General features: G+C 30.9%; 16 protein-coding genes and 2 tRNA genes. 7 read left to right on the top strand and 11 right to left on the bottom strand.

Annotated features, from left to right (window positions below):
• Window positions 1-65: 65 nt before the first annotated feature.
• The 8 genes from H9I45_RS05245 to H9I45_RS05280 form a co-directional block, all read right to left on the bottom strand.
• Window positions 66-623, bottom strand: coding sequence for a helix-turn-helix domain-containing protein (locus H9I45_RS05245; RefSeq protein WP_088353006.1), 558 nt, complete (start codon window positions 621-623; stop codon window positions 66-68).
• Window position 624: 1 nt separating this feature from the next.
• A complete protein-coding gene (locus H9I45_RS05250) occupies window positions 625-1,842 on the bottom strand; it encodes a TolC family protein (protein WP_088353008.1) in 1,218 nt (405 codons plus the stop codon).
• Entirely contained in the window at window positions 1,839-5,546 is a 3,708-nt protein-coding gene (locus H9I45_RS05255) for an efflux RND transporter permease subunit (protein ID WP_088353009.1), read from the bottom strand. The genes H9I45_RS05250 and H9I45_RS05255 overlap by 4 nt, the downstream gene beginning before the upstream one ends.
• 109 nt (window positions 5,547-5,655) lie before the next feature.
• The gene (locus H9I45_RS05260) at window positions 5,656-6,072 is read right to left on the bottom strand and encodes an HYC_CC_PP family protein (RefSeq protein WP_088353010.1); all 417 of its coding nucleotides are present in this window, start codon (window positions 6,070-6,072) and stop codon (window positions 5,656-5,658) included.
• 82 nt (window positions 6,073-6,154) lie between these two features.
• The gene (locus H9I45_RS05265) at window positions 6,155-7,411 is read right to left on the bottom strand and encodes a site-specific integrase (protein ID WP_088353011.1); all 1,257 of its coding nucleotides are present in this window, start codon (window positions 7,409-7,411) and stop codon (window positions 6,155-6,157) included.
• A 231-nt stretch (window positions 7,412-7,642) separates the two neighbouring features.
• Window positions 7,643-7,717: transfer RNA gene (locus H9I45_RS05270), tRNA-Pro, on the bottom strand.
• A gap of 18 nt (window positions 7,718-7,735) precedes the next feature.
• Window positions 7,736-7,819, bottom strand: a tRNA-Ser gene (locus H9I45_RS05275).
• 100 nt (window positions 7,820-7,919) lie between these two features.
• The gene (locus H9I45_RS05280; RefSeq protein ID WP_088353013.1) at window positions 7,920-9,983 is read right to left on the bottom strand and encodes an HD family phosphohydrolase; all 2,064 of its coding nucleotides are present in this window, start codon (window positions 9,981-9,983) and stop codon (window positions 7,920-7,922) included.
• Between the two features lie 136 nt (window positions 9,984-10,119).
• Here H9I45_RS05280 and H9I45_RS05285 point away from each other — a divergent pair, with 136 nt between their 5' ends.
• A complete protein-coding gene (locus H9I45_RS05285; protein ID WP_088353014.1) occupies window positions 10,120-11,295 on the top strand; it encodes an acetyl-CoA C-acyltransferase in 1,176 nt (391 codons plus the stop codon).
• Window positions 11,296-11,317: 22 nt separating this feature from the next.
• Entirely contained in the window at window positions 11,318-12,094 is a 777-nt protein-coding gene (locus H9I45_RS05290; RefSeq protein WP_228455063.1) for a C40 family peptidase, read from the top strand.
• A 55-nt stretch (window positions 12,095-12,149) separates the two neighbouring features.
• On the opposite strand, the gene H9I45_RS05295 is transcribed toward H9I45_RS05290, so the two are convergent.
• On the bottom strand, window positions 12,150-13,403 hold the full coding sequence (locus tag H9I45_RS05295) for a tetratricopeptide repeat protein (RefSeq protein WP_088353015.1): 1,254 nt from the start codon (window positions 13,401-13,403) through the stop codon (window positions 12,150-12,152).
• A gap of 24 nt (window positions 13,404-13,427) precedes the next feature.
• Window positions 13,428-15,953: a DNA gyrase subunit A gene (gene gyrA / locus H9I45_RS05300; RefSeq protein ID WP_088353016.1), complete on the bottom strand. Its 2,526-nt coding sequence runs from the start codon at window positions 15,951-15,953 to the stop codon at window positions 13,428-13,430.
• 262 nt (window positions 15,954-16,215) lie between these two features.
• On the opposite strand from gyrA, the gene H9I45_RS05305 reads away from it, so the two are divergent.
• The gene (locus tag H9I45_RS05305; protein WP_088353017.1) at window positions 16,216-18,774 is read left to right on the top strand and encodes an ATP-dependent Clp protease ATP-binding subunit; all 2,559 of its coding nucleotides are present in this window, start codon (window positions 16,216-16,218) and stop codon (window positions 18,772-18,774) included.
• A 200-nt stretch (window positions 18,775-18,974) separates the two neighbouring features.
• On the opposite strand, the gene H9I45_RS05310 is transcribed toward H9I45_RS05305, so the two are convergent.
• Window positions 18,975-20,363 (bottom strand): trypsin-like peptidase domain-containing protein, encoded by a 1,389-nt coding sequence (locus H9I45_RS05310; RefSeq protein ID WP_088353018.1) that lies wholly within the window; start codon window positions 20,361-20,363, stop codon window positions 18,975-18,977.
• A 129-nt stretch (window positions 20,364-20,492) separates the two neighbouring features.
• Between H9I45_RS05310 and dapF the strand changes: the two genes are divergently transcribed.
• From dapF to H9I45_RS05330, 4 genes are all read left to right on the top strand, one after another.
• Window positions 20,493-21,263 carry a diaminopimelate epimerase gene (gene dapF / locus H9I45_RS05315; RefSeq protein WP_088353019.1) on the top strand — a complete coding sequence of 257 codons (771 nt, stop codon included), beginning with the start codon at window positions 20,493-20,495 and terminating at the stop codon, window positions 21,261-21,263.
• 153 nt (window positions 21,264-21,416) lie between these two features.
• Window positions 21,417-21,938, top strand: a complete 522-nt coding sequence (locus H9I45_RS05320) for a GNAT family N-acetyltransferase (RefSeq protein ID WP_088353020.1) — start codon at window positions 21,417-21,419, stop codon at window positions 21,936-21,938.
• Between the two features lie 28 nt (window positions 21,939-21,966).
• Entirely contained in the window at window positions 21,967-22,992 is a 1,026-nt protein-coding gene (gene mltG / locus H9I45_RS05325) for an endolytic transglycosylase MltG (RefSeq protein ID WP_088353021.1), read from the top strand.
• Between the two features lie 15 nt (window positions 22,993-23,007).
• Window positions 23,008-23,433 carry a hypothetical protein gene (locus H9I45_RS05330; RefSeq protein WP_088353022.1) on the top strand — a complete coding sequence of 142 codons (426 nt, stop codon included), beginning with the start codon at window positions 23,008-23,010 and terminating at the stop codon, window positions 23,431-23,433.
• Window positions 23,434-23,437 lie beyond the last annotated feature (4 nt).

Genomic DNA, 23,437 nt, shown 5'->3' on the forward strand with positions numbered 1-23,437 from the left:
CATTTTATAAGTAATCAAAGTTACTACAGAACAAAAAGGTGTTTTATTCTAATTATGGTTTATGTTTATACAATTTGGTCTAAAGATTTTCTATACCAAGTTTGTGATTTTTTATAAGCTGTCATAGTAATTCCAGTGCTATTTTTAAATTGTTTTGCCAAATGACTGCTATTTTTATAATTTAAACTGTATGCTATTTCAGAGAAATTCAATTGGTTTAACTGTATGTATTCTTTTACTTTTTCAATTTTAAGGTCTATAAAATATTTTTCAAGTGTTATGCCTTCAGATTTACTAAAAGACTTACTCAATAAAGAATAGGTTTTCCCCAATTCATTTGCTAATTCAGAAAGTATATAATCTGTATCATTTATATCTATATGCTTAATAAGTGCAATTTTAATTTTTTCAATCAGTTCTACAGAAGTTTCTTTTATAAGTTCAAAACCTTCTTTCTTTAAAGCTTCTTCAAGTTTGATAAAATTGTTGTTTATATTTTCTTCAACTACCACTTTACCAAGTTCTAAAGTTATAACCTGAAACCCTTCATTATTAAGTGTTTGTCTAACAACTGTTTTACAACGATTACAAACCATATTTTTTATATTTAATGTTTGCATCATCTTAATTTGTTAAATAATTAATAATTGTCGATTGTATGTAATACTTTCTAATAGACTCTACTTGATTTAGTTGAAACTTTAATTGCAATTCCTGAATGTCTAAAACATCATTGAAATCTATTTTTCCTGTTTCGTAGCTCTTCATTAGAATGTCCTGAGCATTTTTTGCTTGTTTTAAATTTTTTGATTGTGTTTTGTAACTAATACGAGCTGAAACTCTATTATTAACAGCTTTATCTAAACGAGTTATAAGTTTATTAAGACGTTCTTGCTTTTGTGATAATATCTCTTCCTGTTGTAATAGATTTTGTTTTGTTTTCGATTTGTATTTGTTGTTGAATATTGGAATTGATATAGACACCATTGGCATTATAATATCCTTACCATTGTCGCCAAAATCTAAATTTGGGCGTTTTTCTACATTTATATAATCTAATCCAAAACCAATCATTGGACTGCTCTCTTTTTGGTTTAACAATTCAGATTGTTCTACAGAATAATAAAGCTTATCGAATTTTAATAACTCTGGATGTAACTCCAAAACTTTCGAATTATCCTCAAAAGATTCTGAAGGAATTATTAACTCATTAATAACAGTAACTTTTACTGCTTTCTCACGATTTAAGAGTTTGTTAAAAACAGTCTGTTCTGCAATAAATTGTTGAATCAAAACATCTAGTAATTGCTGCAATTCGTTTTGACGCATTTGTAATCTTAAAACATCAACTACAGAAGCATTACCAACTTCAACCGATGTTAAAGCTAATGTTTCGTAGGTTTTTAATAATTCTATATTTTCTATCAATACTTTTTGTTTCGCTTTGTTAGCATACAAATTGTAATACGATTGTGATACAGAAGTCATTAATTTGCGCTTTGCAATTACAATATCTTCATACTTTGCTTTGGCTAATGAACCTACATAATTCTCACGAGCAGCAATCGTGTTAAACCAAGGTATCATTTGCTTTGCAGATACCTTAAAGCGTTGAGCACCTGTTCTTGTTTCTGGTTCACTCACAAAATAACCTACACCAAATTCAGTATTCGGAATTGTATTCACTTCATTTATTTTTTCTGAAGCAATTTTATACCTCAATTCAAATTTTTGAATTTCTGGATTATTGGCCAATGCTACTTCTATAAGGCTTTCTAACTGTTGTGCTTTTACAGACACAGAAACAAATAGAACGAATATTAAAATTTTTATATGTTTCATTTTGCTGATTTTTTAAGTTGAATTTCAGCTTTCCAGCTGTATAGTACAGGAACAACAAATAAGGTAATTAGAGCAATTAACATTCCTCCAAAACTTGGAATAGCCATAGGAATCATAATATCACTACCACGACCTGTTGAGGTTAAAACGGGTAATAATGCTAAGATTGTTGTAGCTGTAGTCATCAAACAAGGTCTGATTCTTTTTTCTCCAGCTTCTACAATAGATGCTCTAATTTCTTTTTTGTTTTTAGGTGTATCTCTATCAAAAATTTGAGTTAGGTATGTTGCCATTACAACACCATCATCCGTAGCAATACCAAACAGGGCTATAAAACCTACCCAAACGGCTACACTCAAATTAATTGGGTGCATTTGGAATAGTTCTCGTAGATTCTCACCAAAAAAATTAAAGTTTAAAAACCAACCTTGACCATATAGCCATATCATTATAAAACCACCTGCAAAAGCAACTGCAATACCTGTAAAAACCATTAAAGATGTTCCTACTGAACGAAACTGGAAATACAAAATCAGAAATATAATTGCTAACGCAAGAGGAACAACTACAGACAATGTTTCTTCTGCTCTTAATTGATTTTCATAGGTTCCTGTGAATTTGTAGTTAATACCTTTTGGTACAATTAGCTCACCATTATCTATTTTTTCTTGAATTAGTGCTTGTGCATTTTCTACTACGTTTACCTCTGCAAAACCATCTAACTTGTCAAATAAAACATAACCTACCAAAAAAGTATCTTCACTTTTAATTACTTGTGGTCCTTGTTCATATCTAATAGTAGCAACTTCACTTAATGGAATAGAACTTCCTTTTGCAACAGGTATGTAAATTTGTTTTAAATCTTCCGGATTGCCACGTAATTCTCTAGGATATCGAACACGAATACCATAACGTTCTCTACCTTCAACAGTTTGGGTTAATACCATACCACCAACAGCTACTTTAAGAACGTTTTGGACTTCTTCAATAGTAATACCATAACGTGCTATTTTCTCTCTATCTATATCAATCAATAAATAAGGTTTACCAACAATACGATCTGCAAAAACGGCTTCTTGTTTAACACCTTCAGCTTGCTTTAAAATATCTTCCAATTGAATGCCAAAATCTTCAATTTGTTTTAAATCTTGCCCTTTTACTTTTATCCCCATTGGTGCACGCATACCAGTTTGTAACATTACCAAACGTGTTTCAATAGGTTGTAATTTTGGAGCAGAAGTAACACCAGGAAGTTTTGTTACTCTAACAATTTCTTTCCAAATATCATCAGGTGATTCAATTTTTGGACGCCAGTTTCTATAAAATTCCCCATCATTATCTTCAACTAATTGAGAGCTTTTAATACTACTGAAAGTAGTATTCTCAGAATTGTTTGGGTTTGCTATGAATTGACCATTTTTTAAAGCGAATAAACCTTCTTCATTTACTTTATATCGTTGTCTTTTTCCGTTCTCATTCAATGCGTATTCTGATTTGTATTGAATAACGTTTTCATACATTGATAATGGAGCAGGGTCTAAAGCAGATTCTGTTCTACCCGATTTACCAACAACGGTTTTTATTTCTGGAATAGTTGCAACAGCCATATCTAATTGTTGCAATACTCTTTTATTCTCTTCAACACCAGAATGAGGCATTGAAGTTGGCATTAAAAGAAATGAACCTTCATTTAATGATGGCATAAATTCTTTACCTGTATTTTTCATAATGAAAACACCTGCAATTACGATAGCAGTAGGAACAGATAAGAATAATAATTTATGATCTAAACACCACTTTAAAATACGGGTATAAAACTTTATGAATAATGAGAAAAGACCTAGTAAACCAAAACAAATAATACTTACAAAAATGAGGTTCCAAAAGATACTTTTATCAACTCCTAATGGTCTCCAATATTCAGCTAATAGAATTACAATTGCTGAAACAGAAATAATGATGTTTGCAAGGTTAGCATTCTTCTCATTTATTTTTTCTTGAAGTTTTAATACTCCAGTAACTCCAAAACTTATTAAAATTACACCTAACCAATATCCATAGAATAGAGCTATAAAACCGACAATAATTAGGGCGCTATTTACTACATAATTAAAACTCTTTTTTAGAGTCTTCTTTCTGAATAAAAATGCTGCAAAAGGTGGAATTAAAAATAGGGCAACAATTATTGAAGCCGTTAAAGCAAAGGTTTTTGTGAAAGCTAAGGGTCTAAATAATTTACCTTCTGATCCAATCATTGTAAATACAGGAATAAAACTGATAATGGTTGTCATTACTGCAGTAATAATTGCACCAGAAACTTCTGCGGTTGCATTATAAACAACTGTATTTATGGGTAGTGTGCCATCATCTTCATCTAGGTGACGAATAATATTTTCTGAAAGTATGACGCCGACATCAACCATCGTTCCAATAGCAATTGCAATACCTGAAAGTGCTACAATATTTGCATCTACATTAAAAAGTTTCATCGCAATAAATACCATTAACACAGCAACAGGAAGTAGGCCAGATATTAGAATTGAAGCTCGAAGATTAAAAACCATAATCATAATCACCAAAATTGTTATTAGAATTTCTAATGTTAAAGCTTCGTTTAACGTTCCTAAGGTTTCTTGGATAAGTTCTGTTCTATCATAAAATGGAACAATAGTTACTTGTGAGGTTCTACCATCTGCTAAAACTTTGGAGGGTAAACCTGCACTTAATTCGTTAATTTTTTCTTTAACGTTATTAATAACTTCCATAGGATTTGCCCCATACCTTGCTACTACAACAGCACCAACAACCTCAGCACCTTCCTTGTCTAATAATCCTCTCCGAGTTGCTGGACCTAAAGAAACTTTTCCTATATCTTTAATTTTTATAGCTGTAAAGTTTTCGGAAGTTACTACTGCATTTTCAATATCTGAGATTGATTTGACATAGCCTAAACCACGAACTAAATATTCAGCTTGATTGATTTCTAAAGTTTGAGCACCTATATCCTTATTACTTTGTTTTACAGCTTTTACCACTTGACTTAAAGTAATATTATACTGTCTCATTAATTCTGGATTGACATCCACTTGATACTCCTTTACATACCCACCAATAGAAGCTACTTCAGAAACTCCACTTGCAGATGATAAAGCATATTTTACATAGTAGTCTTGAATACTACGTAACTCTTGTAAATCCCAACCACCAGTAACATTTCCTTTTTCATCACGACCCTCCAAGGTGTACCAAAATATTTGACCTAAACCTGTTGCATCTGGACCCAAAGCAGGGTTTACACCTTCGGGTAATAATCCGCTAGGTAATGAATTTAGTTTTTCTAGAATTCGGCTTCTACTCCAGTAAAACTCAATATCTTCTTCAAAAATGATGTAGATACTAGAGAAGCCAAACATAGAAGAGCTACGTATTGTTTTTACTCCTGGAATACCCAATAAAGAAGTTGTTAAGGGATAGGTAATTTGGTCTTCAATATCTTGAGGTGAACGACCATCCCATTTGGTAAATACTATTTGTTGATTTTCGCCAATATCGGGAATTGCATCAACAGCAACAGGATCACTTGGTAAAATTCCGGTCTCCCAATTAAAAGGCGCATTTACAGTTCCCCATCCTATAAATAGGAAAAGTAATAGAACTGCTACTAGTTTATTTTCTATTAAAAATTTTATACTTTTATTTATCATTTTTTGATAATTAAACAATTAGACTATGGTGTTTAAAAAAAACACCGAATACAGCAAATTATCCTTATAACTATGCAGTTATAGGATAAAACGGTCTATTGTTTAAAAATCAAATTAAATAACTCTCGTCAATCTTGTAGATATGATTCGTGACGATGGGTGGGACGTATTCTTGAAAAGAAGATACATTTTTATCTAAACCTTCAAATAGATTTACATAAGAATAAATGAATGAAGCAATAAATACTTTTTGCTCAAAAGAAATTTTATCAAATTGAATTTGAACTTCATCTTGTCCATCAATTAAAATTTGTTCATCATTGCAACAGTTTTCTTTTATTACAGAACAACCCTCAACAGTAGAAGCGAGGTCCATTTCCATACCACAGGTTTCAGCTTTGTTAAAAACTGCTGTATCAATAAGAGTATCACCACAATAATGTTTTGTGATTGCAAATGAAGTTGTAGAAAATAAAACTACAAACGACATTAAAATAGCTAATATTTTATGAGAAAACTCTTTCATTCGTACTGCAAAGGTACAATAATGAAATAAAAAAGATTAAATTTTATGTTAAAAAAAAGAACAACTCACTTTGTTTGACTATTTATTGATTTTGAGACTTGTAATCTTTATACACTGATTTTTCTAATTTATTTCTTAATGAAGCCATATCATCACTAACTTTTCTTTCGATAACTTTAGCATAAATTTGAGTAGTAGCAATTTTAGTATGTCCTAATAATTTTGAAACAGTTTCTATTGGAACACCATTGCTTAAGGTAATAGTAGTGGCAAAAGTATGTCTAGCAATATGGAATGTAAGGTTTTTCTTTATTCTACATAAATCTGCAATTTCTTTCAAATAAGAATTTAATTTTTGATTTGAAATGTTAGGAAATAGCGTTCTAGTTTTCTTAGTTTTAATGTGACCATTATATTTGTTAATTAACATTTCTGCTATTGGTAGTAGAGGTATTTTTACTTTATTATGTGTTTTTTGTCTGTAAGTAATAATCCACCTACCACCATCTATTCCTAAAGCAATATTATCCTCATTTAATTGCATAACATCAATATATGATAAGCCAGTATAACAACTAAAAATAAACAAATCTTTGACTAGGGTTAATCTTTCTATGCTAAATTCTTTTTCTATAATATCTTGCAGCTCATCTTCTCTTAAAAATTCACGTTCATTTTTAATATAAGTAGGCTTGAACTTTATGAAAGGGTCTTTTTCAATCCATTCCATTTTATAAGCTAATGTTACCATTTTACGAAGTCTTTGAATATGTTTCATAACTGTATTGTTTTCCATTTGTTTTTGATGGTCTTCAGGAGCATAAGAGCGAAGGAACTTTTCAAAGTCAACTATAAAACGATACGTTAATTGTGATAAATAGACATCTTGAATTTTCCTTTTCTTTGTTAAAAATAACTTGATGTATTTTTGAGTTGTAAAGTAATTTTTTAAAGTACCGTAGGTTAAAGATTCACTCATTTGGGTGTTATGATAATCAACTAATGTTAGTAATGAGTATTCTTCATTATCTTCTCCTAAAAAACGAGCTTTGATACTTTGAGAACAAATGAAAGCTTTTTCTTTTACTAATTCTTGATGGGCTTCATAGATTCTATTTTTTACATTATCTAAATAACGATTTAATAATCGAGAATCTTGTTTAGTTCCCCTAGCTCTTCCTTTGTTAGAATTCCATTCAGAAACTGTTACTTTTCTTTTTAGGCTAATATTAGCTCTTTTACCATTTACTGTTATTCTTGCGTAAACTGAAACAAGATTATTTTTAGCACGTGAAGCATTAACCCAGAATAATAGGTTGAAATTGGTTTGTGGTTGCATAGTTGTCGTCTTTTAATTAAACATTCATTTAAGACGAAAGTCAAATCAACTATTTCAATTACAGATTTTTAAGTTTTCATTCGGTTCACACTTTTGGTTTTTAAAAGTGTGAACCGAATTGTTAACCGAATTAAATCATTTTGATTCAATTCTTATGATAGCCTAAAAACTACAAAACCTTGTAAATCATACGATTTACAAGGTTTTAGTTTCTATTGGTATTACTTTTAGTCGGGGTGGCAGGATTCGAACCTGCGACCTCCTCGTCCCAAACGAGGCGCGATGACCGGGCTACGCTACACCCCGAAAGTGTAAAAAAAATTGCGGAGAGACAGGGACTCGAACCCTGGCGACAGTTACCCGTCGACAGATTAGCAATCTGCTCCATTACCACTCTGGCACCTCTCCTATTTTATTTAGAACTTAACATTTCCTTAAAAATGCGAGTGCAAATGTAATATTAGATTTACAATTTAGCAAGATGTTTTTAAGTTTTTTTATTTTTTATTTATTCAGGATATTCTACTCTTAAATGATAGATATTCATTAGCTTTTTCTTTATCACTTTTTTTATAGTTTCTATCTCTTTTAAAGTAATATTTGAGTTTATAAATTGGTTATCTGCCATTTGTTTATCCGTAATTTTATCAATTAAATCGCTAATAGATTGAGCAGTAGGTTTTCCTAAACTTTTAGATGCCGCTTCTGCAGCATCACACATCATTAAAATAGCTGTTTCTTTTGAAAAAGGTAAAGGCCCTTGATATTGGAATTTTTTAACATCAACCATAATATCTGGGTTTTGTTCTTGCTCTTTCATATAAAAATAATACGTTGTGCTTGTTCCATGATGAGTTCTAATAAAATCTATAATTCTATCTGGAATATTATATTTTTTTGCAACCTCTACTCCTTTAATAACATGATCTGTTATTATTTTTGCACTATCTCTTGGCGATAAATCGTTATGAGGGTTTACTCCAGTTGTTTGATTTTCGATAAAATACATTGGATTTACAATCTTTCCAACATCGTGATATAATGCACCCGTTCTTACCAACATCGAATTTGCGCCAATTTCGTTAGCTGCTGCTTCTGCTAAATTAGCTACTTGCATAGAGTGTTGAAAAGTCCCAGGAGCTTTTTCATTTAATTCTCTTAGTAATTTAGAATTTGTATTTGAAAGCTCTAATAAAGTAACATCTGAAACTAAACCAAATACTTTTTCGTACATATAAATTAAAATTATTGCTAAGAATGATAAAAGTCCATTAGCTGCGAATAACATAAAATAATCTAAATTTATTTGAGAAGCATTTCCTTCTTTAATAATAGAAAATGCAAAATAAGTAATCATATAAATTAAAGTAATCTGTGCCACTGAAATAAACAAGTTAGCTCTCTTATAAAGTTCGGAAACTGTTAAAATGGTAACAATACCCGCAATTATATGTAAATAAATAAACTCAAAACTATTTGGTACAATATATCCTAACAATAGAACGGTTAATACATGTGTAAAGAGTCCTAAACGTGCATCAAAAAATGCTTTCAAAACTATTGGCAATACACTTAATGGAACTACATATAAATAATCTGGATTGTATTTTATAACCAATGTTTGTATAAAAATCATCGAGAATACATTAAAGAATATAAATGTTACTATGTTATTATTATTGTAAATTTCAACTCTGTATTTCTTCAAAAACAATAACAACATTAACATCGCTAATGCCACCAGAATTGTATAACCTAGAATAATCCAATTGTAGTTGGAATCTGTCCAAACTTTAGATTCAGATTCACTTTTTAGAGAATTTAACATCTCTAATTTTTTTCCTTCGACAATGCCTCCTTTTAGAATTATTAATTCTCCAGCAGATACTTTTCCCTTTGTGTAGGTAATATTTTTAGTTTCTGTATCTATAATTTTATTGGTAAAATCGGCATCATAAAAAACATTGGGCTTTATAATTTCTGATAAAATATCTAAAACCTGAATTTGCTCATTGGAATAAGTATTAACACCTAAATTCTTTTTAATAATATTTAAAATTTCTGAGGAATTGTATAAGTTTTTAAACAATACATCTTCAACAACATTATTCTTTCGAATGGTAACCAATTCATTTTTATTTGAAACCCTATCTTGACTAATAACTTCTAAAAAGCCCGTTTTATAAACTTCCTCAATAGTATTTAATCCGCTTGTTTTTAGCTTATTAATTTCTCCAAGAGATAAAGAATCACTTTTATTTAGCAAAGTCATTCTTTTACTAAAGGCTATTTTTACTTCATCAATTACATTAGAATCAAAATTAAAATACAACTTTGCATTTACTTCAATTTCTTTTTTTTCAATTGCTATTTCCTCTTCCGATTTCTGAATAGCAAAATCGAATGGCGCATATAAATTATCATATTTCCATAATTGCCCATTGTTAAAATCGTATTTAAACTGCCCTCCTTTTGGAAATAAGTAAACAATCGCAATTGTTGTAAGTAAGAATAGGATTACTTTATAAATAATCGTGTTATTCTGATATAATTTATTGACTAAGTCCTTCATATGAATTCTCTTCAAACAACAAACTTACTGTAAAATATTTTAGATGAAAAATTCAACCTATAGAATCGCAGAAAAATTGATTAAAAATGGTTAATTTAGCCTCATAAATCTTACACGAAAAAAACTCAAATAATATATGAAAGAAGTAGTTATTGTATCGGTTGCAAGAACACCAATTGGAAGTTTTATGGGAAGTTTATCAACAATTTCTGCCACAAAATTGGGAGCTGTTGCTATTAAAGGAGCTTTAGAAAAAATTAATTTATCTCCGAGTTTAGTACAGGAAGTTTTTATGGGAAATGTAGTTTCTGCTGGTTTAGGACAAGCCCCAGCAAGACAAGCAGCGATTTACGCAGGAATTCCAGACACAGTACCTTGTACAACCGTTAATAAAGTGTGTGCCTCTGGGATGAAATCTATAATGTTAGCTGCACAAACTATTGCTTTGGGAGACGCAGATATCGTAGTTGCTGGTGGTATGGAAAATATGAGCTCAATTCCTCATTACCAACATGTAAGGAATGGTGTTAAATTTGGACCAATTACAATGGAAGATGGAATGCAGAAAGATGGTTTGGTAGATGCTTACGAGAATGTTGCAATGGGTGTTTGTGCAGATGCTTGTGCTACAGAGTATAGCTTTTCGAGAGAAGACCAAGATGCATTTGCTATTCAATCTTATAAAAGATCTGCGAATGCTTGGAGTGAAGGAAAATATGCAGATGAAATTGTACCAGTAGAAATTCCTCAAAGACGTGGAGAACCAATTATTTTTTCTGAAGATGAAGAATATAAAAATGTTAAAATGGAGAAAATTCCAGCATTAAGAGCTGCTTTTACAAAAGACGGTACTGTAACAGCTGCAAATGCTTCTACAATTAACGATGGTGGAGCTGCATTGGTATTAATGTCTGCCGAAAAAGCAAAAGAATTAAATATTACTCCATTGGTAAAAATAAAAAGCTATGCAGATGCTGCTCACGAACCAAAGTGGTTTACAACTGCTCCTGCAAAAGCATTACCAAAAGCTTTAGCAAAAGCAAACCTTTCGATTAACGATGTAGATTATTTCGAATTAAATGAAGCTTTTTCTATTGTTGGTTTGGCAAATATGAAAATCTTAGGAATAACAGACGATAAAGTAAATGTAAATGGTGGTGCAGTTTCTTTAGGACATCCTTTAGGTGTTTCTGGAGCAAGAATTGTAATTGCTTTAACGTCTATATTAAAACAAAATAATGCTAAAATTGGTGCTGCAGCGATTTGTAATGGTGGTGGTGGTGCAAGTGCATTAATTGTTGAAAGAATTTAATCTTGAATTTAGCATTTAAACTTTGAGTAATTTATTTGGTATTTGTAATTTGAGCATTGTTCCTTTGAGAGCAGAAGCATCCGACATTTCTGAAATGACGAATCAGCTTTTATTTGGTGAATATTTCGAAATTATTGAGAAACAAAAAAATTGGAGTAAAATCCGTTTAAGTTTCGATAATTTTGAAGGTTTTATAGATAATAAACAGTACCTAGAAATTACCGAAGATTTTTATAAAGAAGTTTGCAATGAAACGCCTAAATATTCTGCAGAAATTTTAGATTTTGTAACAAACAAAAATAACGAATTAACAACAATACCAATTGGTTCTAATTTACCATTATTTAACGATGGAAAACTAAAATTAGGAACCTCCGTTTTTTCTTATGAGAATGCTATATTTTCTGATAAAAAAACGAAAAACGAAATTTTAAAAATTGCATTTACTTTTTTAAATTCTCCTTTTCTTTGGGGAGGAAAAACACCATTTGGTATCGATTGTTCTGGTTTTACACAAACAGTATACAAACTTTGTGGTTATAAATTATATAGAAATGCTAAAGAACAAGCTACACAGGGTGAAGTTTTAAGTTTTATCGAAGAAAGTGAACCAGGAGATTTGGCTTTTTTTGATAATAAAGAAGGTGAAATTATTCATGTTGGTATTATTTTGAATGATTATAACATCATTCACGCACATGGAAAAGTTAGAATAGATACATTAGATCACAGTGGTATTTTTAATGCAGATTTACAAAAACATACCCATAAATTAAGAGTCATAAAAAAAATGATATAAAAAAAACCGAAACTTAAAAGTTTCGGTTTTTTTTTATGTTTTATAGGAAATGAAATTAGTTTCCTGATCTCATTTTTTTATAAATTTCTCTTAATGGACTTGATTTATCTTCCATTTCTAAAGTATCGTAAATATTTAATAAAGAACGAACTGTATCTTCTGTTCTCTGAATTTCATCAGCTTTCACTAAAAAAGGTAAGGCCTCTTTATATAATTCTTTTTGTTTTGTTTGTAGTTCATCATACTTTTTAAAGTTCGATAAATTTTTATTCATTTCTTCTACAATCTCTTTTTCTTTACTTAATATAGTTGCTGCAATATTCATGTAAGCATCCCCATAATTAGGATCTAATTCGATAGCTTTTTTGTAATAATTAATAGCTTCCTCTACTTTATTTTCGTTTGCATTTACTACACCTAAGTTAAAGAATAAGACAGGGTTTGTAGGGTCTAATTTTACAGCTTCTTCCATTAAAGCACCAAACTTATCCATTTTATCTAGCTTTATATACATTTGAGCTTCATTCAATAATAAATTTATGTCTTTTGGATTCGATTTTCTTGCCTCTTGTAAAGCAAGAATAGCTTCTTCTGTTTTTCCTTGGTTCACATAAATATATCCAATATTTTTAATAATATCTGCTTTTTTAGATTCAGAAACTTTAGTAGTTGGATTAATAAATTGACCAAACTTAACCATAGAATCTCTATTCGATTTTGACCCCAAATTTTGCACCTCTCCAGAAGCTTTATTCGTTGCTAAATATTGTGTTTCAATTCCAGTATACCCAACATCTTTCAACTCTTTATAGTATTCTAAAGAAGTATCGTAATCTTTAGCTAATGAAGCACTAACTGCAGCATTATAAAGAAAAGAAGTGTCTTTAGGACTTAATTTATAAGTAAGGTAAAACTGTTTTGCAGCATCTTTATAATTTTTATCTTTATTGTATAAATTAACAGCAAGATTAGAAACTTTTTCCACCAAACTATTTAACATTGGTTTTGCCTCTTTTGTATATTTACTTTTACCTATTTCTTTTTCGTATGAAATTAACTTATTAAATGCTTCTGCAGCTCCTTCGTAATTATTTTTACCTGCTAAAACTTGTCCTTTTAAAAAGTAATATTGTGCTTTGTATTTAGAATCCATACTAGATAGCATCCCTTCTACTGAGTTCACTTGAGCCATGGCAGTTGCAAAATCATTTTTCTTTATTGCTTTCTCAGCAGCTCTAAGTTCTTTTTTTTGCCCAAAAGCTATCACAGACATTAATCCTAATGAAAGCGCTATGATTTGTTTTTTCATTTTATTCGTTTTTAATTATTATTTTTATTCTTCTGTTTTATCATTTTCAATTTCCGTGCCATTTTCTGATTTACCTTCAGATTCGTCTAAAGAGTCGTCTTCCACTTCTTCGTCTTCATGCATTACTTTAGCAACAGCTGCAATACTATCGTCTTCTTTAATGTTAATTAAACGAACACCTTGTGTTGCACGTCCCATAACTCTTAAATCTTCTACAGCCATTCTAATAGTTAATCCAGATTTGTTAATGATCATTAAATCATTAGAATCATCAACATTCTTAATTGCTACTAAATTACCTGTTTTTTCAGAAATGTTTAAAGTTTTTACACCCTTACCACCTCTATTGGTAACTCTATAATCTTCTAATTTAGAACGTTTACCATAACCTTTTTCGGAAACAACTAAAATATTACTTTCCATGTCGTTTACAGCTACCATACCAATTACCTCATCTTTGTCATGCTGTAAAGTAATTCCTCTAACACCAGATGCAGTTCTTCCCATTGGTCGTGTTTTCGCCTCTTCGAAACGAATAGACTTCCCAGATTTTAATGCCAACATTACTTGGCTATCTCCGGTTGTTAATTTTGCTTCTAATAATTCATCACCTTCTTTAATGGTAATTGCATTAATACCATTTGTTCTTGGGCGAGAATATTGCTCTAAAGAAGTCTTTTTAACTTGACCTTTCTTTGTTGCCATAATCACATAATGGCTATTGATGTATTCTTCGTCTTTTAAATCTTGTGTTACCAAAAATGCTTTTACAGAATCGTCTTGTTCAATATTGATAAGGTTTTGCATTGCTCTACCTTTGGTATTCTTCCCACCTTCTGGAATCTCGTAAACGCGCATCCAGAATACTTTTCCTTTTTGTGTAAAGAACATCATATATTGATGATTGGTTCCTACAAATAAGTGTTCTAGGAAATCTTCATTTCTAGTTGTTGCTCCTTTTTGACCTCTTCCTCCTCTATTCTGAACCTTATATTCATCTAGATTTGTACGTTTTAAATAACCCGCATTCGAAATTGTAACTACAACTTTGGTATCAGGAATCATATCTTCAATACGCATGTCTCCTCCAGCATATTCTATAACAGATCTACGCTCGTCTCCATACTTTTCTTTGATATGTAGTAATTCTTCTTTTATAATTTCGTAACGTCTTGGCTCGTTTGATAAGATATCTTTTAAGTCTGCAATCGTTAACATAATTTCGTCATACTCTGCACGTAATTTATCTTGCTCTAAACCTGTTAACTGACGCAAACGCATTTCTACAATTGCCTTCGCTTGAATTTCTGTCAGTTCGAAACGCTCAATTAAGCTTTCTCTTGCTTCATCTGCATTAGAAGAAGCTCTAATAATTTTTATTACTTCGTCTATATTATCAGAAGCAATAATTAATCCTTCTAAAATATGGGCTCTTGCTTCTGCTTTCTTTAATAAAAATTCTGTTCTACGAACAATAACTTCATGTCTATGTTCAACAAAATAATGTATTAATTGTTTTAAATTTAATTGCTCTGGCCTACCTTTAACCAACGCAATATTATTTACACTAAAAGAAGTTTGTAATTGTGTGTATTTGAATAGTTTATTTAAAACGATATTTGGAATTGCATCACGTTTTAATATATAAACGATACGCATTCCATTTCTATCAGATTCATCACGAATATTGGCAATTCCTTCTAATTTCTTTTCGTTAACAAGATCCGCAGTTTTTTTAATCATATCTGCTTTATTGACTTGGTAAGGAATTTCTGTGACAATAATACACTCACGTCCCTTTACCTCTTCAATAATTGCTTTAGCACGCATTACAATACGTCCACGACCAGTATGAAAAGCATCTCTTACACCATCATAACCATAAATAATTCCACCTGTTGGAAAATCTGGTGCTGTTACGTGTTGCATTAACTCGTCTATTTCAATATCATTGTTTTCGATATATGCAATGGTTCCATTGATAACTTCTGTTAAGTTATGAGGCGCCATATTTGTTGCCATACCTACTGCAATACCAGAAGCTCCATTTACTAATAGATTAGGAATACGAGTTGGTAATACAGTTGGTTCTTGTAAAGTATCATCAAAATTTAAACGATGATCTACAGTATCTTTTTCAATATCAGCTAACATATCTTCTGATATTTTCTGCATTCTAACCTCTGTATAACGCATTGCTGCAGGCGAATCTCCATCTACAGAACCAAAGTTTCCTTGGCCATCTACCATCATGTAACGTACACTCCAATTTTGCGCCATACGCACCATTGAATCGTAAACAGAAGTATCTCCATGAGGGTGATACTTACCTAAAACTTCCCCAACAATTCTTGCTGATTTTTTATACGAGCCTGTCGCTTTAATTCCTAATTCATGCATCCCGAACAAAACCCTTCTATGTACTGGTTTTAAACCATCTCTTACGTCTGGTAATGCTCTGGAAACAATTACTGACATCGAATAATCGATGTATGCAGCTTTCATCTGCTCTTCAATATTAATCGGAATTAACTTTTCTCCGTCTGCCATATATATTTTCTATTAATATTTAGTCATTTTTTTAAAACAAGGCAAGATACTATTTCTCTTAGTATTTACAAAGATTTCTGGAAGCTCAATTAAAGAGAGTTATCAACATTTTTTGATAATTTTTAACAGTATTTTATTTGGCTGACTTTCAATTGTTTTATAATTTAGTTTCGAAGTCAAACTGTCAGATATACAGCCTTGGCATCTTTTTTGTAATTATTCACAAAAAAAAGGACTAAATTTACATCAATAAGATAAAAATATGGACGATAATTTTTCACCGAAAGTTAGAGATGTTATTGCTTTTAGTAAAGAAGAGGCACTTAGATTAGGGCACGAATTTATTGGAACAGAACACTTAATATTAGGTCTAATAAGAAAAGGAGAAGGAAAAGCAATGGAGATTTTAACTGCATTTGATGTAGATACAACTTTATTACGTAAGAAATTAGAACAATTAAATCCTGCAAATCCTGCTTTTACAGAAACTTCAGAGAAGAAAAGCTTGCATTTAACAAGACAAGCAGAAAAAGCGCTAAAAACTACGTTTTTAGAAGCCAAACTATACCAAAGCGATTCAATTGACACTGCTCATTTATTACTTTGCATTCTTAGAAATGAAAATGACCCAACTACAAAGTTGATTCATAAATATCATGTAAACTACGACGAAGCAAAAGCATTGTACAAACAATTGCATGTAGATGATGTAGATTTACCTACGAATCCTATTGCAGAAACTCCGTCTGATGATGAATTTGCATCAGAAAAACCAAATCCTTTTGAACAACCTCAAAAAGGAAAATCGGTTAAAAAATCGAAAACTCCAGTTTTAGATAATTTTGGAAGAGATTTAACTTTATTAGCCGAAAATGGAAAGTTAGATCCTGTTGTTGGAAGACAAAAGGAAATTGAACGTGTTTCTCAGATTTTAAGTAGACGTAAAAAAAACAATCCAATGTTAATTGGAGAACCAGGTGTTGGAAAATCTGCCATTGCAGAAGGTTTAGCTATAAGAATTGTAGAGCGTAAAGTTTCTAGAATTTTGTTTGACAAAAGATTAGTTTCGCTTGATTTAGCTAGTTTGGTTGCAGGCACAAAATACCGTGGGCAATTTGAGGAGCGTATGAAAGCGTTAATGAATGAGTTAGAAAAGAATGACGACATTATTCTTTTTATTGATGAAATTCATACCATTGTTGGTGCAGGTGGAGCAACTGGCTCTTTGGATGCCTCCAACATGTTAAAACCTGCTTTAGCTAGAGGAGAAATACAATGTATTGGTGCGACTACGTTGGATGAGTATAGAACAAACATCGAAAAAGATGGTGCTTTAGAACGTCGTTTTCAAAAAGTAATTGTAGATCCAACTTCTGTTGAAGAAACAATACAGATATTACAAAATATTAAAGGTAAATATGAAGAACATCATCATGTAAATTATACAGACGATGCCTTAGAAGCATGTGTAAAATTAACAAATAGATACATGACAGATAGATACCTTCCAGACAAAGCTATTGATGCATTAGATGAGGCTGGATCTCGAATTCATATTACCAATATTGTAGTTCCTAAACAGGTTTTAGAGTTAGAAACACAATTAGAAGTTATTCGTGAGCAAAAAACGAAAGCGGTTAACGGACAAAAATATGAAGAAGCTGCTAAATTACGTGACGATGAAAAGAACATGGAAGCCGCTTTAGATTCTGCCCAAAAACAATGGGAAGACGATTCTAAATTAAATCGCGAAGTGGTTACAGAAGACAATGTTGCAGAAGTAGTTTCTATGATGACAGGAATTCCTGTAAATAGAGTTGCAGAAGCAGAAAGCCATCGTTTACACGAACTTCCTGCAATGATTAAAGGTAAAGTTATTGGCCAAGATGAAGCAGTAACCAAAGTTGTAAAAGCGATTCAAAGAAATAGAGTTGGGTTAAAAGACCCCAACAAACCAATTGGTTCTTTTATTTTCTTAGGACAAACTGGTGTTGGTAAAACGCAATTGGCAAAAGTTTTAGCGCGTGAATTATTTGACTCAGACGATTCTTTAATTAGAATTGATATGAGTGAATACATGGAAAAATTTGCAATTTCAAGATTAATTGGAGCACCTCCAGGTTATGTTGGTTATGAAGAAGGTGGACAATTAACAGAAAAAGTTCGTAGAAAACCGTATTCTGTTATTTTGTTAGATGAGATTGAAAAAGCGCATCCAGATGTATTTAATATGTTGTTACAAATTTTAGATGATGGACATATTACTGATAGTTTAGGTCGTAAAATTGATTTTAGAAATACCATTATTATAATGACTTCTAATATTGGTGCTCGTCAATTAAAAGATTTTGGTGGTGGAGTTGGTTTTGGAACCGCTACAAAAACTGCACAAGCAGACGAACATGCAAAATCTGTTATTGAAGGGGCTTTAAAGAAATCTTTTGCGCCAGAATTCTTAAACAGAATAGATGATGTTATTGTATTTAACGCATTAGAACGTGAAGACATCCACTCTATAATAGATATTGAATTAGATAAATTATTGCTTAGAATTTCTGATTTAGGATACACTTTAAATTTAAGCGAGAAAGCAAAAGATTATATTGCAGACAAAGGTTTTGACAAAAAATATGGTGCAAGACCATTAAAAAGAGCCATTCAAAAGTATATCGAAGATGCTTTAGCTGAAGAGATTGTAAATTCTAAACTTTCAGAAGGCGATACAATTGCCATGGATTTAGATGAAGAGAAGAACTCTCTTACTATTAAAATTGAAAAAGGCGATAAAAAACCTGAAACTCGAACAGAAACTGAGTCTTAAAAGAATAAAATTTTGAACATAAAAAATGCAAAGCTTTAAAAAAGCTGAACCATTAAATAATTATAAAGAGCTCGATATTTTATCGGGCTCTTTTCATTTAAAGTTATTTTACTATTTGTATAATTATATTATAATAAAAAAGGCCCTTAAATTGTTGAACACAATTTAAGGGCAATTACTTTATAATAAATATTTATTTTCTATCTAAATGCGTAACGTTCTGTTTCTCCTTTTAAATTAATTACTTCAATGTAAACTGGTGCTCCTTTACTTGAAGAAAAGTCTAATCTTCTTGATGCATCAGCTGCGTTTTTCACCGCTTTTTTATTAATTTTAGTAATTATAAAGCCTTCTTTCACACCATAATAATCTAAACTTTTATTCCCATTTTGGATTATTTTAGCTCCGTAAGAAATATCATATTTTTTCTTTTCTTCTTTCGATAAATCTTTTAAAACTACTTTAAAAACGTTAGATATAAAAGAATCTTTTTTACTTAATTTAACTTCTTTTATTAGTGATTCTCCATCTCTATCTACAGTAATATTAACAGATTCTCCAGGTCTTTTCGCTGTTAATTGCCCTCTTAATTCAGAAAATTTAGATATTCTTACATTATTTACTTTCGTAATAATATCTCCAGATTGTAAACCTGCTTTTTGTGCTCCTCCACCATCTGACGTAGATTTAATTTTTACACCATCAATATCTGCATCACTTGCATCTATATTAATTCCTAAAATAGCTTCTTGTACAGCACCAAATTCTAAAATATCATCAATAATTTTTTTAGCAATGTTAGAAGGCACTGCAAATGAATATCCAATAAAAGAGCCTGTTTTAGAAGAAATTGCAGTATTTATTCCCACTAATTCTCCACGAGTATTTACCAAAGCTCCTCCACTATTCCCTGGATTCACTGCAGCATCTGTTTGAATGAAGGACTCAATATTTCTGTTTCCTTCTAAATCTCTACCTTTTGCAGAAACAATTCCTGCTGTAACTGTAGATGTTAAATTATAAGGATTACCAACTGCTAAAACCCATTCTCCAACTTTTATATTATCAGAATTTGCAAAGGGCACATATGGTAGATCCATATCTGCATCGATTTTTAACAATGCAATATCATTCTCTGCATCTGTTCCTATTAATTCTGCTTTGTATTTCCTTTTATTATTCAATGTTATTTCTAGTGCAGTTGCTCCATCAATTACGTGATTATTCGTAACAATATAACCGTCTGCAGAGATAATTACACCACTTCCTGTTCCTACTTGCTCATATTTTCTCTGTCCATTTCCATTTCCAAAGAAAAGATCTAGTGGATTGGTTTGCGTTCTTACAGCCGTATTTTTAACATGCACAACAGCATGAATACTATTCTCTGCAGCCGTTGTAAAATCTATTGTATTTGCAACTGCATTTGCTTTATTTAAAGCTGGATTATAACTTGCTGTAACTGTTTGCATAGGTTGCGAGATTGTTCTCTCCACAACTACTTCTTCGTCGAATAACATTTTGTAGCCACCTAATGTAATTGCACCTCCTAAAAGTGCCATTCCTAAAAAACCAAAAAATTTCTTCATAATTTTAAATTTTATTTACTCAAATATACAATTTTAACAAATCCACAAAATCTGTTTAACTTGTTTTTAACGGACTTTAACCGCTTTTTAACAAATCGTTTTTCCTATTGAAATTCTTATCTTTGTCTTATGAAATTGACTTTTTTTAAATATCAAGGAACTGGAAACGACTTTGTAATGATTGATAATAGAACAAAAATCTTTCCAAAACAAAATACTGACAAAATTTCACAAATTTGTGACAGACATTTTGGTGTTGGTGCAGATGGAATAATTCTAATTGAAGAAGATGAGAACTTTGATTTTAAAATGATTTATTTCAATGCAGATGGAAGTGAAACTTTCTGTGGAAATGGAGGAAGATGTGCTGTTGCTTTTGCAAAACAATTAAATTTAATTGAAAACAAAACTACTTTTCTTGCTTTTGATGGAAAACATTATGCAGAAATTAATAATGATATTATTTCTCTACAAATGATAGATGTTGAAGAAATTCAAGTAAAAGAAAACTCTGTTTTTGCTTACACAGGAACGCAACATCATGTAGAATTGGTTGACAATTTAGATGAGTATCCAGTTTTCGCAAACGGAAAAAAAATACGTTATTCTTACAGTGACCCTGGAAGTAATGTGAATTTTGTTCAGCAAATAAACGAAAACACTTTTAGAGTAAGAACTTATGAAAAAGGTGTAGAAGATGAAACTTTAGCTTGTGGAACTGGTGTTACTGCAGTTGCAATTGCAATGCACAAAACGAATAAAACGAGTAGCAATTCAATTTCTTTACCTGTTGAAGGTGGGAACTTAGCAGTTTCTTTTACTGAAGAAAATGGCGTTTATAAAAATGTCTTTTTAAAAGGTCCAGCTGCATTTGTTTTTGAAGGGATTATTGAAGTATAGTTTTTTGCCTAATTAAGTTAGGAATATGACTCTTAAGATAAAATAACTTGAGAATTAAAAATTTTCATAAAATTACTGAAGATTTATTGAGTTTTTTATTTACTCTCTATGGATTCCTGTTTTCACAGGAATGACAAACTTGAATTTTATAATATGCTATTAAAAAATAAAAACATCAACTTAAGAGCCCTAGAACCAGAAGATTTAGAATTTCTATTTCAAATAGAAAACGACGAGTCTTTTTGGGAGGTAAGCCATACCCAAACACCATTTTCTAAATTTGTTTTAAAGCAATATTTAGAAAATGCGCATTTAGATATTTATGAAGCAAAACAATTACGTTTAATTATCGAAGAAAATTCTTCAGAAAAAGCGATTGGAACCATCGATCTTTTCGATTTTAATCCACAACATAAAAGAGCAGGAATTGGAATTTTAATTCATCCTGATTTTCAGAAAAACGGATTTGCTTCTGAAGCTTTATCACTTTTAATTAGCTATGCTTTTTCTCATTTAAACCTACATCAATTGTATGCGAATATTACTGTTGATAATGCAAAAAGTATTTCATTATTTAAAAAATATCACTTCAAAAAAATTGGGGTAAAAAAAGATTGGATTTTATCTGAAGGAAAATATAAAGATGAAATTTTATTTCAGTTGATAAAAGAGTAACTTTGTCATCTTTTAAAACCAAAAAACATTGAGTAAAAAAATCATTTATATTATAGCATTCTTCCTTTTATTAGGTGGGATTTTAGCTTATAATTATTATCAAAAAATATTTGGTGCAGCAATTACAAAAGATATTGAACTTTTTGTGGATTCATCAGACAGTTTAATAGACGTTAAAAAGAAATTAGAAGATTTCTCTAAAAGCCCCGAAACATTTCTTTGGGTAGCTGCGAAAAAAAACTTTGAGAAGCCAAAAGCAGGACGTTATCTTATAAAAGAAGGAACATCGAATAACGACCTTGTAAATATGTTACGAAGTGGAAGACAAACTCCTTTAAAAGTCTCTTTTAACAACCAAGATACATTAGAAAAATTCGCCGGAAGAATTTCGGAACAAATTCAAGCAGATTCCATTTCTTTATTGGAAGTCTTTAAAGATGAACAGTTTTTATCAAAAAATATACTGACAAAAAAATCGGTTCTACAAATTTTTATGCCCAATACATATGAAGTGTATTGGACGATTTCACCAGAAAAATTCAGAACAAAAATGTTGGTTGCATATAAACGTTTCTGGAATGAAAGTCGTTTGAAAAAAGCGCAAAAATTAGGTTTAACAAAAGACGAAGTAATTACATTAGCTTCTATTGTTCAAAAAGAAACTGCTCAAAATTCCGAAAGACCAATTGTTGCTGGTTTGTATTTAAACAGACTCGAAAAAAAATGGCCTCTACAAGCAGATCCCACAATAATTTATGCAATTAAACAGTTAAAAGGGCAAGATTATGTGGTAAAAAGAGTGTTGACTGTAGATTTAGAAATAAACTCTCCTTATAATACATATAAAAACAGAGGGTTACCTCCAGCATTAATTTCGATGCCAGATGTAAGTGCTATTGACGCAGTTTTAAATGCAGACAATCACGATTATTTTTACATGTGTGCAAGCGTAGATAAAATTGGTTATCACGATTTTGCAAAAACGCTTACACAACACAATAGAAACGCAGCTAAATATCAAAGATGGTTGAATTCGCAAGGTGTAAATAGGTAAGTTGGAAGTTGGAAGTTGGAAGTTGGAAGTTGGAAGTTGGAAGTTGGAAGTTGGAAGTTGGAAGTTGGAAGTTGGAAGTTAAAAACTATGAAATTGAGTTACACAAAAAATATAATTTTCTGTTTTTTAATCGTTTTTTTGGTCTCTTGTGGAGATAAAAGTGCCAAAGTAAAGAATAGTAAAAAAATTGAATTTTTCAAGAAACTTGAAAACCTAGACGAATTTAAAATTGCCGAAAAAAGAATTGATTCTTTGAAAAGTGAAGGAATTGAAGCAGAAATTTCTATCAGTATTTTAAAAAAATCTTATTACAAAGAAGATTCCTTAAAAAACATTTCTTTGGCTTTTATAAATGAAGGTTTAGACTATTCAAGTAATATTTTATACACCATAAAATTTAACAGAGACAATTACAAAATACTCTCTATTATTCCAAATTAACGCA

This window comes from Polaribacter haliotis (assembly GCF_014784055.1).
GTDB classification, from domain to species: domain Bacteria; phylum Bacteroidota; class Bacteroidia; order Flavobacteriales; family Flavobacteriaceae; genus Polaribacter; species Polaribacter haliotis.

Excerpts from the sequence above, each read along its gene's own strand:
- H9I45_RS05245 (WP_088353006.1), bottom strand. The coding sequence starts at position 623 with ATGATGCAAACATTAAATATAAAAAATATGGTTTGTAATCGTTGTAAA.
- H9I45_RS05250 (WP_088353008.1), bottom strand. The coding sequence starts at position 1,842 with ATGAAACATATAAAAATTTTAATATTCGTTCTATTTGTTTCTGTGTCT.
- H9I45_RS05255 (WP_088353009.1), bottom strand. The coding sequence starts at position 5,546 with ATGATAAATAAAAGTATAAAATTTTTAATAGAAAATAAACTAGTAGCA.
- H9I45_RS05260 (WP_088353010.1), bottom strand. The coding sequence starts at position 6,072 with ATGAAAGAGTTTTCTCATAAAATATTAGCTATTTTAATGTCGTTTGTA.
- H9I45_RS05265 (WP_088353011.1), bottom strand. The coding sequence starts at position 7,411 with ATGCAACCACAAACCAATTTCAACCTATTATTCTGGGTTAATGCTTCA.
- H9I45_RS05280 (WP_088353013.1), bottom strand. The coding sequence starts at position 9,983 with ATGAAGGACTTAGTCAATAAATTATATCAGAATAACACGATTATTTAT.
- H9I45_RS05285 (WP_088353014.1), top strand. The coding sequence starts at position 10,120 with ATGAAAGAAGTAGTTATTGTATCGGTTGCAAGAACACCAATTGGAAGT.
- H9I45_RS05295 (WP_088353015.1), bottom strand. The coding sequence starts at position 13,403 with ATGAAAAAACAAATCATAGCGCTTTCATTAGGATTAATGTCTGTGATA.
- gyrA (WP_088353016.1), bottom strand. The coding sequence starts at position 15,953 with ATGGCAGACGGAGAAAAGTTAATTCCGATTAATATTGAAGAGCAGATG.
- H9I45_RS05305 (WP_088353017.1), top strand. The coding sequence starts at position 16,216 with ATGGACGATAATTTTTCACCGAAAGTTAGAGATGTTATTGCTTTTAGT.
- H9I45_RS05310 (WP_088353018.1), bottom strand. The coding sequence starts at position 20,363 with ATGAAGAAATTTTTTGGTTTTTTAGGAATGGCACTTTTAGGAGGTGCA.
- dapF (WP_088353019.1), top strand. The coding sequence starts at position 20,493 with ATGAAATTGACTTTTTTTAAATATCAAGGAACTGGAAACGACTTTGTA.
- H9I45_RS05320 (WP_088353020.1), top strand. The coding sequence starts at position 21,417 with ATGCTATTAAAAAATAAAAACATCAACTTAAGAGCCCTAGAACCAGAA.